Annotated in this window: 12 protein-coding genes; 8 read left to right on the forward strand and 4 right to left on the reverse strand. The window is 63.6% G+C overall.

The genetic code is table 11. The annotated features are described in order from the left end of the window. Nucleotides 1-332: 332 nt before the first annotated feature. A complete protein-coding gene (locus H928_RS0107865) occupies nucleotides 333-2189 on the forward strand; it encodes a long-chain fatty acid--CoA ligase (RefSeq protein WP_021025986.1) in 1857 nt (618 codons plus the stop codon). Nucleotides 2190-2301: 112 nt separating this feature from the next. Here the strand turns inward: H928_RS0107865 and H928_RS0107870 are convergent, their stop codons facing one another. Further along, complete coding sequence (locus tag H928_RS0107870; protein ID WP_027010682.1) at nucleotides 2302-3339, reverse strand: TRAP transporter substrate-binding protein; 1038 nt, start codon at nucleotides 3337-3339, stop codon at nucleotides 2302-2304. Nucleotides 3340-3833: 494 nt separating this feature from the next. After that, nucleotides 3834-4997: a saccharopine dehydrogenase family protein gene (locus H928_RS0107875; protein WP_021025988.1), complete on the reverse strand. Its 1164-nt coding sequence runs from the start codon at nucleotides 4995-4997 to the stop codon at nucleotides 3834-3836. Between the two features lie 250 nt (nucleotides 4998-5247). Between H928_RS0107875 and H928_RS0107880 the strand changes: the two genes are divergently transcribed. Together H928_RS0107880 and H928_RS0107885 are read left to right on the forward strand one after the other, a co-directional pair. Continuing rightward, a complete protein-coding gene (locus H928_RS0107880) occupies nucleotides 5248-5607 on the forward strand; it encodes a hypothetical protein (RefSeq protein WP_021025989.1) in 360 nt (119 codons plus the stop codon). A 273-nt stretch (nucleotides 5608-5880) separates the two neighbouring features. Next, nucleotides 5881-8322, forward strand: coding sequence for a membrane-bound PQQ-dependent dehydrogenase, glucose/quinate/shikimate family (locus H928_RS0107885; protein ID WP_052329829.1), 2442 nt, complete (start codon nucleotides 5881-5883; stop codon nucleotides 8320-8322). Between the two features lie 214 nt (nucleotides 8323-8536). Here the strand turns inward: H928_RS0107885 and H928_RS0107890 are convergent, their stop codons facing one another. Beyond that, a complete protein-coding gene (locus tag H928_RS0107890; protein WP_021025991.1) occupies nucleotides 8537-8959 on the reverse strand; it encodes a thioesterase family protein in 423 nt (140 codons plus the stop codon). 244 nt (nucleotides 8960-9203) lie between these two features. On the opposite strand from H928_RS0107890, the gene H928_RS0107895 reads away from it, so the two are divergent. The 5 genes from H928_RS0107895 (at nucleotide 9204) to H928_RS0107915 (ending at nucleotide 14911) form a co-directional block, all read left to right on the forward strand. Next, nucleotides 9204-10910, forward strand: a complete 1707-nt coding sequence (locus H928_RS0107895) for an electron transfer flavoprotein-ubiquinone oxidoreductase (RefSeq protein WP_021025992.1) — start codon at nucleotides 9204-9206, stop codon at nucleotides 10908-10910. A 211-nt stretch (nucleotides 10911-11121) separates the two neighbouring features. Next, entirely contained in the window at nucleotides 11122-11790 is a 669-nt protein-coding gene (locus H928_RS0107900) for a lipocalin family protein (RefSeq protein ID WP_021025993.1), read from the forward strand. A 343-nt stretch (nucleotides 11791-12133) separates the two neighbouring features. Beyond that, nucleotides 12134-13102: an ABC transporter substrate-binding protein gene (locus tag H928_RS0107905; protein ID WP_021025994.1), complete on the forward strand. Its 969-nt coding sequence runs from the start codon at nucleotides 12134-12136 to the stop codon at nucleotides 13100-13102. A 116-nt stretch (nucleotides 13103-13218) separates the two neighbouring features. Beyond that, a complete protein-coding gene (locus tag H928_RS0107910) occupies nucleotides 13219-14103 on the forward strand; it encodes an ABC transporter permease (RefSeq protein WP_021025995.1) in 885 nt (294 codons plus the stop codon). 13 nt (nucleotides 14104-14116) lie between these two features. Continuing rightward, nucleotides 14117-14911, forward strand: a complete 795-nt coding sequence (locus tag H928_RS0107915; RefSeq protein ID WP_021025996.1) for an ABC transporter ATP-binding protein — start codon at nucleotides 14117-14119, stop codon at nucleotides 14909-14911. A gap of 65 nt (nucleotides 14912-14976) precedes the next feature. Here H928_RS0107915 and H928_RS32205 read toward each other — a convergent pair. Beyond that, a partial coding sequence (locus H928_RS32205) for an MFS transporter (RefSeq protein WP_021025997.1) occupies nucleotides 14977-15760 on the reverse strand: 784 nt, incomplete at its 5' end.

Raw genomic sequence — 15760 nt, forward strand, 5'->3', positions numbered from 1 at the left:
CAGACCCAGCAGGCGCCCGGTGCCGCGCCCGCCCAGCGCGAAGACCTGCCAGCAGCGCCCTCGGGCAGCCGCTGAGCGGCGACTGCAGCGCCTGCAGCGGCTGGGCTGCCCCTGCCTACCTCGCCCGTTGCGCGCGCAATAAAAGTATCAAATATTGATACCCATGCGGTATAAAAATCGCATACACCGCCAAATATCTGCAGCTGCCGCCGCGCACTGCAGACAATCGCCTCGTTGCAAATCGCTGCAAGCGCGCAGGCCATCCGGCCCGCAAATGGCCCCAACCATGGCGCGCCAATGCGATGATGACGCCCGAGGAGAATGAGAGAGATATGAACGCCCAACTTCCAGCGCCGCTGGCCCCTGAGCTCAGCGCCCTGACCACCCTGCCCGCGCTGTTTGCCTACCGCTGCAACCACAGCCCTGAACGTGAAGCCTACCGCTGGTTTGATACCGCAACCGATGCCTGGCAATCGTTCAGCTGGGCAGAGATGCAGGCCCAGGTCGCACGCTGGGGCCAGGCGCTGCAAGGCCTGCAGCTGGCACGCGGCGCACGCATTGCCACCTTGCTCACACACAGTGTCCACGCCATCTGCATCGACCAGGCCGGCATGGCCCAGGCCTGCGCCACCGTGCCGCTGCATGCCAATGACAACCCCGGCAATATCGCCTTTATCCTGGCCGATGCGGCCGCCTCGCTGCTGCTCATCAACCGCCTGGAGACCTGGGAGCAGATCGTGGCGACTGGCACGCCGCTGCCCGCGCTGCGCTGCGTGGTGATTGACGACCCGCAGCAAGCGCCCATCCCGGTATTGGCCGGCAGCGAAGGTCTGCCGCGCCTGGTCCGTCTGCAGGACTGGCTGGCCGAGGCCGATGGCAACAGCACCCCATCGCAAGCACGCCAAGCGCCAGAAGCGCAGGACATGGCTGCCATCGTTTACACCAGCGGCACCACCGGCAAGCCCAAGGGTGTGATGCTGAGCCACCACAATGTGCTGAGCGACGTCAAGGCCGTGCTCGGCCGCGTCGTGCCAACGCAGGACGATGTCTTTCTGTCCTTTCTGCCGGTCTCGCACACCTTTGAGCGCAGCTGCGGCTACTACCTGCCGATGGCAGTGGCCAGCACGGTGGTCTATGCCCGCTCGGTCGCGCTGCTGGCCGAGGACATGCTCAGCATCCGCCCGACCATCCTCGTCTCCGTACCCCGCATCTACGAACGCATCTACGCCAAGATCCAGGAAAAGCTGGCCAGGTCGGCCTTCAAGCGCGCGATGTTTGCAGCCGCCGTCTCCAAAGGCTGGGCCCGCCACTGCCAGGCCCATGGCCTCATCAACACCGACGCACCGCAAGGCGGCTGGGCGCGCTGGCTGCCCTGGTCGTTGCTGCAAAAGAAGGTGGCCCAGCCGATTCTGGATTTGTTTGGCGGCCGGCTGCGCATTGCAGTGACGGGTGGCGCGGCCATCCCCTCGGTGGTGTCGCACAGCTTTTTGGGCCTGGGCCTGAATGTGCTGCAGGGCTTTGGCATGACCGAGACCTCGCCAGTGCTGACCGCCAACTCGCTGCAGCACAACGACCCATCGACCGTCGGCAAGCCACTCGATGGCATGGAAGTGCGCATTGGCGAGAACAAGGAGCTGCAGGCACGCGGCCCCAACATCATGATGGGTTACTGGGGCCGCCCGGAGGACACGCGCCAGGCCTTTACCGACGACGGCTGGCTGCGCACCGGCGACCAGGCCGAGCTGGTGGGTGGTGAAGTGCGCATTGTGGGCCGCATCAAGGAGATCATCGTCACGGCCACCGGCGAGAAGGTGCCTCCCTCGGACATCGAGCAGGCGCTCTGCGCCGATCCGCTGTTCGAGCAAAGCTTTGTCGTCGGCGAGCACCAGCCCTTTATCGCCTGTGTCGCCGTCGTCAACCGCGAAGAATGGAAGCAGCTGGCCACCAGCCTGGGCCTGGACCCGGACAACAGCGTCAGCCTGCAGGCCAGCGCCGTGCGCAAGATCGCGCTGGAGCGCATCGCCGCGCAGTGCCAGGGCCTTGCCAAGTATGCGGTGCCGCGCGCCGTCTACCTGGTCACCGATCCCTGGACCATCGACAACGGCCTGATGACCCCGACCTTGAAGCTGCGCCGCCCGCAGCTGATGCACAAGTTCGCCAGCGAAATCGCGAACATCTACGCCAAGTAAATCGCCGCACCTGCATGCAAAAACCGCCGATGCCCTTGGCAGGCACCGGCGGTTTTTTGATCTCTGGCGCAGCGTGGCCCGCCATGCAGGCCCACGGGCACTTGCGAAGGGTTTACTTCTTGGGGAAGTAGTAGTTCAGCAAGGCGCCAGCACCATCCACACCGGCCTTGGACGACCACTCCCGGGCGAACTTCTCGCCCATCAGGTCCAGCGCGCGGCGCAGCTCGTAGGAAGGCTGGCTGATCTTGGTGCCATGCTCGACCAGCACCTTCTGCGCGGCATCGTCGGCATCCTTGGCCAGCTGCCAGCCGCGCGCCTCGGCCTGCTTGGCGGCGGTGTCCAGCGCCGTCTTGGCGCCGTCGGTAAGGCCCGACCAGCTCTTCTCGCTCATCAGGATCAGGTTCTTCGGAATCCAGGCGCGCATGTCGATGAAGATGCCCATCGCGTTCCAGGACTGGCTGTCCACACCAGTGGTACTCGATGTCAGCATGACATCGACCTTGCCGGCCTGGATGGCCTTGGCCAGGTCATTGGCAGGCGTGTCGACCGGGGGCGCACCCGCCACTTCGGCGATGTACTTGGAGGCGACATTGTTGACGCGGAATTTCTGGCCCTTGACGTCATCGAGCTTGTTCACCGGCGCGCGCGAGAACAGGCCCTGGCCAGGCCATGGCGCGGTGTAGAGCAGGCGAATGCCCTGCTTTTTCAGCAGCGCTTCGATCGGCTCGCGCGTGGCGACCCACAGGCGCTTGGCATCGTCAAAGCTGCGCACGATAAAGGGCAGCGAATCGATGGCAAAGGCGGGGTACTGGTCGCTGAAGTTCGACATGAAGATCTCACCGATCGCCAGATCACCCTTGCTGAGCGCAGGCATGACCTGGTTCATCGGCATCAGCTTGGCATTGGAGACCACCTCGATCTGCAGACCACCCTGGCTCAGGCCATTGGCTTCACGCGCAAACTGCGTCAGATTGCGGGTGTGGAACAGCGTGTCGGTATAGGCGCCGGCGCACTTGAGCGGCGTCGCTGCCGCGCTAGCGATATGCGGCAGCGACCAGACCATCCCCGAGCCTGCGGCCAGGCCCATGCGGGTCAGCGCCTTGCGCCGGGACGGACTGGCAAGCGTTTCGTTGGAGTTGTGATCTGCCATATGACGATTCCTTGGTATCTGAGCCAGGCATTCCCATTCCCAAGGATGCTGCAGGCCGCATGTGTACTGAAAAGCCCCACAAAGAGCAAAACGCTGCCCGCAGCCGCATGGCAAGCCATGCGGCGCTTTCAGCAACCGTGCCATTCGATTTATTTGGTCACTAGCGTCACAACTTGTGTGAGGAGCCGACGCAATCTATCTTGGCTTGCGCAACATAGCAATCGCTATCGATCACCACAGAGACATTGCTTGATACAAGTCACCTATTGCGCAGTACAGAAGTGGGCAACGACTAGCATTTAGTCACAGCACATACTTTCTGAAACTACAAAAATAATAGCTGCTTTCCTCCCCTGCCAGGGACGAAAGCAGCCATTTTTTAGTGGATAGATGTATGCACCCCACACCGACCCTGGCCCGGTGGCCAGACCAGCTGCCGCGCCTTGGGGCAGGAGTTGGCAGCCACTCGCCGGGCGGGCAGCGAGGGGCGTGGCTCAGGCCGCCAGCGATGCGTTCAGGTCCTGCACGCGGTAGTACTGGCCAAAGCGGTTGGCCAGAAAATCGGCCAGCCCGATAGACTCTTGCGCGATAAAGCCCTTTTGCGGCAGCACGCCACTGGCCACCAGATCCAGCGCGCAGCAGATGCCGGCGGCCGTCGTCAGCTGGATGGCCGTGAGTGCGTGGCCGGCCACCGTGGTGCCCACGATACGGGCCGAATAGGACTCCTGCATCAGGCGCTCGCCTTTGTAGCCGCTGGCGCTGGCAAAGATCACGATCACATCCTGGCGCGTGGCGGCAATGGCGTTGTCGAAGATCTCGTTGAGCAGCTCGCGCTTGTCACGCAGCTTGAGCTCGTTGAGCAAGATCTTCAAGATGGCGCAGTGGCCGGGGTAGCGGATGGACTTGTAGTCCACATTGCGCGCCTTGCCGGCCCAGGTTTCCGTCAAGGTGCCCAGACCGCCGCTGGTGTTGAAGGCCTCGTACTCGATGCCGTCGAGCGCAAAGGTCTCCAAGCCTTCGAGCGCATGCACGGTCAGCGGCTGGCCATCCACCAGGGCCTCGCAGGGGTTGATGTACTCGTTGATCAGGCCCTCGGTGCTCCAGGTCAGGTTGTAGCGCAGGCTGCCCTGGGGGTAGCGGGGCAGCGCACCGACGCGCATTTTCAGGTCGTGCAAGGTGTCGAAATGCTGGGCCACGTCATTGCCGACAATGCCGATAAAGCCGGGAGCCAGGCCACACTGGGGCATCAGCACGCTGCCAGCCTTGGCTGCGATCTTGCGGATCGCATGGGTGGACTGCACATCCTCGGTCAAATCGAAGTAATGCACGCCATGGGCGGCGGCGACGCCTGCCACCTCGATGGCCATGTGGAAAGGCAGCGCATTGAGCACGGCAAACTGGCCTTGCACCGCCGGCAGCAGATCACCGCCCTTGCCGATGTGCACGGTCTCCAGGCCCAGCGCGGCAGCCGCCTTGAGCTGCGCCTTGGACTGGTCGGCAATGCGCAGTTGGTAGCCGCCCGCAGCCTGCAGCAGCACCGCCATCGCAAAGCCGATTTTGCCGGCGCCCAGGATGGTGACTTTCTTGTCGCCGACACCGGCCTTGGCAGCGCTGGCGGGGGAGGTTTGGGCGGTCTTTTTGCTGGTTCTGTCGCTCATGTCAGGCTCTCTGATCAGGGTGGATGATGGACAAATGTTACAACCAAGCATTGTCAAAATGAACATATTAAAGCGTCATATTATTTGTTTTAATTAGTCATTTAGTCATAAATTGCAGATACATTGACGAATTATATGGTTTACCCTAGTCTCACACCTGCACTGTTCAGGGCTTAGCCAGGGCAGGCACAATGGGCGTCCTGCGCCTGCGGGCGCTCTATGCTCTCTCTTGCTGTTTTCTCTTCACACCATGGCCGATTCCGCATCCAACAAAGTTCTTCGTTTTCTGCTGGCACGCGACATTCTCAAAGGCAAGTCGCGCGAAGACTTGTTGGCCAAGCTGGATGCGGCGGGCTTTAGCGGCGAGCATGCCGAGCTGTTCATTGCACAGGCCGAGAAACGGGTGCTGGCCCGCAACCGGCGTTGCGCGCTGATTTCTGCCGTAGTCGTGGCCGTTTTGCTCGGCCGGGTCATCTGGGGGCCCTATGCCAACAACCCCGATATGCAGCTGCTGCTGGGCGTGATGGCGGCCATCTTTGCCGCAGCGGGCTTTTACTTCTGGTTTGTCGCGCGCTGGCAGGCACCGCTGCCCAAGGCCAGCGCTTCCTGAGCCCGATCGGTCCTACCGGGTACCGCAAGCGCAGTCACACCCCGCTGCACGGGGATTTGCTTACAAGTGCCGGCGCTTAGCTCGCCGGCAAAAATTGCACCCACCGCCTTCCCCGGCTTTGTTCCGCGCCGATAATGCGCTGTCGCGGACATGACATAGATCAAGCCGCGCCTCTCTCCAGCCCATGCGATGGGCCTGCCTGGCCTTGCGGCCCAGGCCCGCCATCTGCCTGCCCACGGCGATGCAGCGATTCGCATAACTTCAATAGTGACAATGGATAAACATAACACGCGACTCGGCTTGGCTTCCAAGGCCTGGCTGCTTTTCCTGGGCCTGTGCCTGCTGGCCTCGGGCCTGTTCTTTGCTGTCTATGGCTACCAGTTGGTGGCACTGCAGGGCAGTTGGTACTTTTTGATCAGCGGTGTTGCGCTGATCGTCTCGGGCGTGCTGATTGCCGCCGCACGCCCTGGTGGCGCCTGGCTGTATGCGCTGACGTTGCTGGCAACGGCGGTCTGGGCCCTGGCCGATGTGGGCCTGGATTTCTGGCCCCTGGTCTCGCGCCTGCTGCTGCTCGCCGGTATCGGTATTTTGGTGGCGCTGACCTTGCCCGTGCTACGCCGCGCGCGCGGCCAAGCAGCGGGCAAGTCCGGCTCCACCGTGGTGGCCGGCCTGCTGCTGCTGGGCTGCCTGGCGACCGTGGGCGGCATGTTCCTGCCCCACGCCTCGGTGTCGGCCCAGTCGGATGCGACCGTGCTGCAACCGGTGGCCAAGGGCCAGGCACCTGCTGACTGGGCGCACTATGGCAGCACGCCGGGCGGCACCCGCTTTGCCGCGCTGGACCAGATCACGCGCAGCAATGTCAAGGATCTGCAAGAAGCCTGGCGCTACCAGACCGGCGATGTGCCGGTGAGCCCTGGCGGTGGTGGCGCCGAAGACCAGCTGACCCCGCTGCAGATCGGCAACCAGGTCTTTGTCTGCACCCCGCACAACAATGTGATCGCGCTGGACGCGACCACCGGCAAGGAGCTGTGGAAGACCGAGATCAATGCCAAGCAGAAAAAATGGATGCGCTGCCGTGGCCTGGCCTACTTTGACGCTGGCCAGCCCCTGAGCCAACCCAGCGTGGCCGGTGCAACGCCAGTGCAAGCTGTCAGCGTGGCGCCTGGCGCCGCCTGCCAGCGCCGCATTCTGATGAACAGCGTGGCGCCCGAGCTGATCGCGCTTGACGCCGACACCGGCGCCTTCTGCGAAGACTTTGGCACCCACGGCCGCGTGGACCTGCGCAATGGCATGGGCAAGGGTGCCGACAAGGGCGAGTACTACCCCACCTCTGCCCCCACTCTGGCCGGCACCACCATCGTGATCGGCGGCCGCGTGGCCGACAACGTCAGCACCGACATGCCTGGCGGCGTGGTGCGTGGCTTTGACGTGGTGACGGGCGCGTTGCGCTGGGCCTTTGACCCGGGCAACCCCGAGGACCAGGCCGCTCCTGCCGACGGCAAGACCTATGTGCGCTCGACCCCGAATGTCTGGGCACCGATGTCCTACGACCCGCAGTCCAACACCGTGTTCATGCCCGTGGGCAGCGCGGCAGTCGACCTCTGGGGTGTGAAGCACACCGCGCTGGACCGCAAGTACGGCGCCTCGATGCTGGCCGTCGATGCCAGCACCGGCAAGGAAAAATGGGTCTACCAGACCGTGCACGATGACCTCTGGGACTTCGATGTGCCGATGCAGCCCTCGTTTGTGGACTTCCCCGGCGCCGCTGGCAAGACCACGCCTGCGCTGGTGTTTGGCACCAAGGCCGGCCAGATCTTTGTGCTGGACCGCGCGACCGGCCAGCCGCTGACCCAGGTGGAAGAGCGCCGCGTGCCCGCCGGCAAGATCGACGGCGAGACCTACTCGCCCACCCAGCCCTTCTCGGTGGGCATGCCCAACATCGGCGCCGACGATATGCGCGAATCCGACATGTGGGGTGCGACGCCGTTTGACCAGTTGCTGTGCCGCCTGAAGTTCAAATCCAAGCGCTACACCGGCCTGTTCACGCCACCGGGCACCGATGCCTCGCTGAACCTGCCCGGCTCGCTGGGCGGCATGAACTGGGGCGGCATCTCGGTCGACCCGACCAACAACTACCTGTTCATCAACGACATGCGCGTGGGCCTGGAAGTGCAGCTGATCAAGGCCGACCCGGCTGACGCCGGCGCCAAGTCCGACGGCAACGAGGCCGCCGCGATCACCAAGCCCGTGCCGCTCGATGGCACGCCCTACGCGATCAACGCCAAGGTGCGCTTCATGTCGCCGCTGGAGATCCCTTGCCAGAAGCCGCCTTTCGGCACGCTGACTGCCGTGGACCTGAAGACCCAGCAGATCGCCTGGCAGGTGCCGGTCGGCACTGTCAAGGACACGGGCCCCTTCGGCATCAAGATGGGTCTGCCCATCCCCATTGGCATGCCCACCATTGGTGGCACCATGGCCACGCAAGGCGGTCTGGTCTTTATCGCCGCTACGCAGGATTACTACCTGCGCGCCTATGAAACCGGCACCGGCCAGGAAGTGTGGAAAGCCCGCCTGCCCGTGGGCAGCCAGGGCACGCCCATCAGCTACCAATCGCCGGTGACGGGCCAGCAGTTTGTGCTGGTCTCGGCCGGCGGCGCACGCAACTCGCCCGACCGGGGCGACTATGTGATCGCCTACGCGCTGCCACGCCACTGATCCGCTTCGGCCCCAGAGCCGCCCGGTGCAAGACTTCCCGCCAGGGAAGGCCTTCACCGGGCTTTTTCATGCCTGCGCGGGATGCATGGCATGGCGCCCGAGCGCCGACCAACCCCAAAACTGCCACAGGTTTTAATTTGCTATACATTGCATAGCAACACTGCATCGCAATATCGCATCGCACATCAGCAAACCGCAGCAAAATCCGGTGTTATCAGCCTTCCACCATGCCACGCATCCAGTCGGGCAGATCCACCGCCTTCTGGCGCGCAAAGTCCACCCACAGCACGGTGGCGCCGCCGCTGGCGTAGACCTCGCCGGGCGCATCCTGCCTCTCAATGTGGTACCAGGTCTCAAAGGCCGTGCGCGCCGCATCGCTGACATACATCTTCACAACCAGCTGGGCCGGGTACTCGATCTGCCGCAGGTAATTGCAAAAGCAGTTGACGACCACCGGGCCCTGGCCCGCGCCATGGGGCGTGTCGCGTGTCGAGCGCAGCCACTCCACGCGCGCGCTTTCCATGTAGCGAAAATAGACGGTGTTGTTGACATGGCCCAGACTGTCCATATCTCCCCAGCGAACGTCCATCACCGAGTCATGAACCCAGCGTTTGTGGTCAGGCAGCAAGATTTTCATAGACTCGCATCTTACGGTGCGTCCATGAACGCCGGCGACAGCGCCTTGTCGCCGACTTTCACAGGCACAAAGCCCCTGTCTCAGAAATCAGAGCGGAGAAGCGCCTAAATCTAGGGCTAACCCTAGGATCAGGGCGGTTACCGCACTGCAACATCCTCATAAAATCCATGGCACTGCATGCAACCCAGGCTCAGATCTGCCGCATGCCTGCCACCCGCTTGAAAAGAATTTGTACGGAGCCCCGATGACCAACGAAGAAATACTGGCCCAATATGGCCCCCGCGAGTCGATGGAGTACGACGTTGTCATCGTCGGCGGCGGCCCAGGCGGCCTGGCCACGGCCATCCGTTTGAAGCAGCTGGCAGCGGAAAAAGGCAGCGATGTCTCCGTCGTCGTGCTGGAAAAAGGGTCCGAGCCTGGCGCCCACACCTTGTCGGGCGCCATCATGGACCCGCGCGCGCTGACCGAGCTGATCCCCGACTGGAAAGCCAAGGGCGCGCCTTTGACCCAGCCGGTGACCGAAGACGCGATGATTTTCCTCAGCGAAAAATCTGGTCTGCGCACGCCCAACTGGCTGCTGCCCCCTTGCTTTCACAACGAAAGCAACTACATCGTGCAGCTGGGCTTTGTCGTCAAATGGCTGGCCGAGCAGGCCGAGGCCCTGGGCGTCGAGATTTTCCCCGGCTTTGCCGCCGCTGAAGTGGTCTACAACGACGACGGCTCGGTCAAGGGCGTGGCCACCGGCAACATGGGCGTCGGCAAGAACGGCGAGCCCACCGGCGAGTTCCAGCTGGGCATGGAGCTGCATGGCAAATACACCATCTTTGCCGAAGGCGCGCGCGGCAACCTGGGCAAGCAGCTGATCGCCAAGTTCAAGCTCGACGAGGGCAAGGACCCGCAGACCTATGGTCTGGGCGTCAAGGAACTCTGGGAGATCGATCCGCAGCGCCACCAGCCCGGCTTTGTGATGCACACCGCCGGCTGGCCGATGAACAATGACACCTACGGTGGCGCCTTCCTCTACCACCTCGATGACAACAAGGTCACCCTGGGCTTCATCACCGGTCTGGATTATTCCAACCCCTACCTGTCTCCGTTCGAGGAGATGCAGCGCTGGAAGACCCACCCCAACATCCGCTACTACCTCGAAGGCGATGAGTCCAAGGGCATCAAGCCGGCCAAGCGCATCGGCTATGGCGCCCGCGCCATCACCGCCGGCGGCCTGATGAGCCTGCCCAAGACCGTGTTCCCTGGTGGCGCGCTGGTGGGCTGCGATGCCGGTTTTCTGAACGTCAGCCGCATCAAGGGCAGCCACGCGGCCATCAAGACCGGCATGCTGGCCGCAGAAGCCGCTTTTGAAGCCATTGCCGCTGGCCGCCAGGGCGATGAGCTGAGCGCCTACCCGGCCGCGTTTGAAAAGAGCTGGCTCTACGAAGAACTCAACAAGAGCCGCAACTTCAAGAGCTGGTTCAAGAAGGGCCTGGTCACCGCCTCGATCATGAACGGCCTGGAGCAGTTTGTGCTGCGCGGCAACATGCCCTGGACACTGCACCGCGACAAGCCCGACCATGCCTACCTCAAGCCTGCGTCGGAATGCAAGCCTATCCAGTACCCCAAGCCCGATGGCAAGCTGACCTTTGACCGGCTCTCGAGCGTCTTCATCAGCGGCACCAACCACGCCGAAGACCAGCCCGCCCACCTGACCTTGAAAGATGCCAGCGTGCCGGTGCAGATCAACCTGGCCCAGTACGCCGGCCCCGAGCAGCGTTACTGCCCGGCGGGGGTCTATGAGTTCGTGGCCGACGAGAGCCAGGGCGGCAACGCCCAGCGCCTGCAGATCAATGCGCAAAACTGTGTGCACTGCAAGACCTGCGACATCAAGGACCCGACCCAGAACATCGTCTGGGTGACGCCCGAGGGCGGCGGCGGACCGAACTACACGGGCATGTAAAGACCGGGCTTGCTCGGGTTTCCATGGCAGGGCAAACACGGGCCGGCCCGCAATGGATTGCCGAATTTGGCCGACAAGCGCGCCCTGACGGGCGTGCGGACAATGGCCTATGTTTGTCTGGTCCCGCTTTTCCCGCCGTTCAGCCCGACCCGGGCCCTGCCAGGTCCGGGATCTAGCGGGTGCTGCCCAGACCCCTCTTCTTCGCAAGCTCGTGTGTGCACTGCTGGCCGGTCTGGTCTGGGCCAGCGCCAGCCACGCAGCCCCTGCGGCCGTCGGCACAGCGCCCGCAGCGCCCAGCAAACGCGCCAAGCGCCCCCCTGCACCTGTAGCATCCAAGGCCGCAGCGCCATCCGCGCCCGCAGCAGCGCCCACCCCTGCGCCTCTGGTATCGGCCACCGATCTCGATCTGGAGCGCTTTATGGGCCTGTGGTACAAGGCCGCCAAGGTCGAGGAGCCGCAAGATGCGTTGCGCACGCGCGAGCGCTATGAGTTCCTGCAACGTTACGACGGCGGCGTGCGGGTGATCGCCACCTCCTACGATCCGCTCTCCAACCGCTGGGACCGCCGGCAGGACTATATGGCCCCGGTCGATGCCAAGGGCGCCGCGCTGAGCAGCCACTACCAGCTGCCGATGCCGGTGCATTTCAGCATCAGCCGCTTCGGGCCCTTTGGTGTCAGCTACTACGTCGTGGCACTCGACCCCCACTACCAATGGGCGATGGTGGCAGGACCCGGCCCCAAGTCCTTTTCCATCCTGAGCCGCCGCAGCGAGCTGGAGCCGGAGTTGCGCACAGCCCTGGAGCAGTTGGCGACACGCCAGAACCTGCTCAAGGCCGCCTTGCAATGGGCCGCGCCCGACCAGGAAGCCCCGCCTCGGTGAATACCCTGGGTGCGCAAAATCGGCAGGTCACAGGCTTGCCGCAGGCCAAATTTCAGGCACAGTTTTATTGCCAGAGCGCTGCATATTTTTCAGCCAAACACATTTTTATTGATTCAAAAGACTATTAAATGAAATTTAGCTGCAAGCATGCGCCCACTTGCGCAAGCCAACACAGCTTTTCAGGCAGGGCTGCAACTAGGGCAATCCCATAGATCACAAATGTGTCATCCCATGGGTGGTGGGGTGTAGACTGCTGCTACCTGTTTGCCACCTGTTGTTACAGGGGGCGGATCAAGCAGCAGTGCTGCAAACGCAATTCAACATATTTGGCGGAGATATACGCATGAAGAAATTGGCTTGGGCCCCCTTGGGCGCAGTGGCACTGGCAATCGCGGCCATCGCGCCCGCACAGGCAGCAGACCAGAAATCGGTGGCCGTGACGGCCATCGTGGAACACCCTGCGCTGGACGCCGTGCGCGACGGCGTCAAGGCGGCACTCAAGGCCGAGGGATTCGAAGAAGGCAAGAACCTCAAGTGGCAGTACCAAAGCGCCCAGGGCAACCCTGGCACTGCCGCGCAGATCGCCCGCAAGTTTGTCGGTGACAAGCCCGATGCCATCGTTGCCATCGCCACGCCATCGGCCCAAGCCGTCGTCGCCGCCACCAAGACCGTGCCGGTGGTGTTCTCTGCGGTGACCGACCCCGTGGCCGCCAAGCTGGTGCCCAGCTGGGAGCCATCGAAGAACAACGTGACCGGTGTCTCCGACCTGCTGGCGCTGGACAAGCAGATGGAGCTGCTCAAGAAAGTGGTGCCCAATGCCAAGCGCGTGGGCATGGTCTACAACCCCGGCGAGGCCAACTCTGCCGTGGTGGTCAAGGAACTCAAGGAGCTGCTGCCCAAGATGGGTATGACCCTGGTCGAAGCAGCCGCGCCCCGCTCGGTCGATGTCTCCAGCGCAGCGCGCTCGCTGGTGGGCAAGGCCGATGTGATCTATACCAACACCGACAACAACGTGGTGTCGTCCTATGAAGCCCTGGTCAAGGTCGGCCAGGATTCCAAGCTGCCGCTGGTGGCCTCGGACACCGATTCCGTCGCCCGTGGCGCCGTGGCGGCCCTGGGTATCAACTACCGCGATCTGGGCGAGCAGACCGGCCGCATGGTGGCGCGTATCCTCAAGGGTGAAAAGCCCGGCGACATCAAGACCGAAGTCTCCAGCAAGATGGAACTGCATGTGAACCCCGGTGCCGCTGAGAAGCAAGGCATCAAGCTGTCCGACGAGCTGATCAAGTCGGCTGCCAAAGTCATTCAGTGATGGATGCCGCCTCACCTGTGGCTGTGCAACCCGCACAGCCCAGGGGGTGACAAGACGCAGCCCCGCCAGAAGCGGGGCTTGTTTGTTATCCGGACTAGCTCTGATAAGAAAACTCCATGACCTTATTTTCATTTTTGGGAGCCATCGAGATCGGCCTGATCTTTGCGCTGGTCGCGCTCGGTGTGTTCATCTCCTTTCGCCTGCTGCGCTTTCCTGACCTGACGGTCGATGGCAGCTTTCCCTTGGGCGCGGCCGTCTGCGCGGTGATGATCACCGGCGGCTACAGCCCGTTTCTGGCCACCATCGGCGCCACCTTGGCCGGCGCAGTGGCTGGCCTGATCACCGGCTGGCTCAACGTCAAGCTCAAGATCATGGACCTGCTCGCCTCCATCTTGATGATGATCGCGCTGTACTCCATCAACCTGCGCATCATGGGCGGCCCCAATGTGCCGCTGATCAACGACCCCACCCTCTTCAACCAGCTGCAGCCGGCCGGCATCGAAGACTATGTGTTCCGCCCACTGCTGATGTGCGCGATTGTGGTGCTGGCCAAGCTGGCGATGGACTGGTTCTTCCTGACCGAACGGGGCCTGGCCATTCGCGCCACCGGCACCAATGCCCGCATGGCCCGCGCGCAGGGCGTGAACACCGGCGGCATGATCCTGCTGGGTATGGCGGTCTCCAACGGCCTGGTCGGCCTGGCCGGTGCACTGTTTGCGCAGACCCAGGGCGGCGCCGACAGCTCCATGGGCATCGGCACCATCGTGATCGGTCTGGCAGCAGTGATCGTGGGCGAATCCATCCTGCCTTCGCGCAAGCTGATTTGGGCCACCCTGGCCGTGGTCCTCGGCGCCATCGTCTACCGCTTCTTCATTGCACTGGCACTCAACAGCGATTTCATCGGCCTCAAGGCCCAGGATCTGAACCTGGTGACCGCCTTGCTGGTCACGATCGCGCTGGTCATCCCCCAGCTCAAACGTCGTTTTGCGAAAAAGCACTGACAAGGAGAGAGACATGCTGAGCGCAAAAGACCTCAAGATCACCTTCAACCCCGGCACCCCGATCGAAACCCGCGCGCTGCGTGGCATGGCGCTGGATATTCCCGCCGGTCAGTTCGTCACCGTCATCGGCTCCAATGGCGCGGGCAAATCGACCTTTTTGAACGCCATCTCCGGCGACCTGATGGTCGACTCGGGCAGCATCGTCATCGACGGTGAAGACATGACGCGCAAGCCCGTCTGGGACCGCGCACACAAGGTGGCCCGCGTGTTCCAGGACCCGATGGCCGGCACCTGCGAAGACCTGTCGATCGAAGAGAACATGGCCCTGGCGCATGAGCGCGGCAACTTTCGCGGCCTGTCCAAGGCCGTCAAGCAAGCCAACCGTGCGCTCTACCGCGAAAAGCTCGCCACCCTGGGCCTGGGCCTGGAAAACCGTTTGACCGACCGCATCGGCCTGCTCTCGGGCGGCCAGCGCCAGGCCGTCAGCCTGCTGATGGCAGCGCTCCAGCCTTCGCGCATTCTGCTGCTCGACGAGCACACCGCCGCGCTCGATCCGCGCACCGCCGACTTTGTGCTCAAGCTCACCGCCCGCATCGTCGAGGAAGGCCAGCTGACCACGATGATGGTGACCCACAGCATGCGCCAGGCGCTCGACGTGGGCGACCGCACCGTCATGCTGCACCAGGGCCAGGTGGTCCTCGACGTCAGCGGTGAGGAGCGCGCCCAGATGGACGTGCCCGATCTGCTGCAGATGTTCGAGAAGGTGCGCGGCGAAAAGCTCGCCGATGATGCGCTGCTGCTAGGCTAAACAGCCGCTCCAGCACCGCCACAACAGCGGAGACCACCCAGGTGGCTCCGCTGTTTTTTTATGCCTCAGAGCGCTGCAGCACGGCGCAAAAACCGCCGCAGCGACCAGGCCGCCAGCGCCGGGAACAGCGCAAACACCGCAAACAACCAGAGCGCGGAGCGGCCCAGCGCTGCCGGTTCGGCCAGCGCCGTCAGCCCCAGCACATTGGCCACCAGGCCCACCAGCGCTGCGCCCACTGCCATGCCATAGAGTTGCACCGTCGTGATGCCCGAGGCGGCGCTGTCGGCCTCCTGCGCACTGGCGCTGTGCATGATGGCATTGAGCACATGGGGCCAGGCCATGCCCACCCCCAATCCCAGCACGGCCAGCGCGATGCCGCAGACCACCAGGGCCGCCATCCCCTGCCAGGGCATCGCAAGCGCCAAGGCCACCAAGGCCAAGGTGCAAAGCACCGGTCCGATCAGCATCAGCGCCCGGCCCGCCCGGCCGCTCTTGCCCGAGAACAGCACCGAGGCCACGGACCAGCCGCCCGCAAGCAAGGCCGTCACATAGCCGGCTGTCAAAGGCTGCAGGCCATGCAGGTGCTGCAGCAGATAGGGTACAAACACCTCCGTCATCGTGCCCACCAGCAGCAAGGCGACGGCGGCGTACAGCATGCCCAGCGGCTGGCCGAGCGCCGTGCCGCCCTGGGGCAGCAAGCGGCGGCGGGCGCGGCGCTCATGCCAGATCGCGGCCGCACCGGCCAGCAAGCCGGCTGCGCTCAGCAGCCATTGCCAGAGCGGCGCAGTCACCACACTGGCGGCAGCCACCAAGAGCACCGACAGCGCCAGCAGCGCGATCTGCGGCCCG

Origin of the sequence: Comamonas sp. B-9 (assembly GCF_000410635.1) — a bacterium.
Classification (GTDB): Bacteria; Pseudomonadota; Gammaproteobacteria; order Burkholderiales; family Burkholderiaceae_C; genus Comamonas.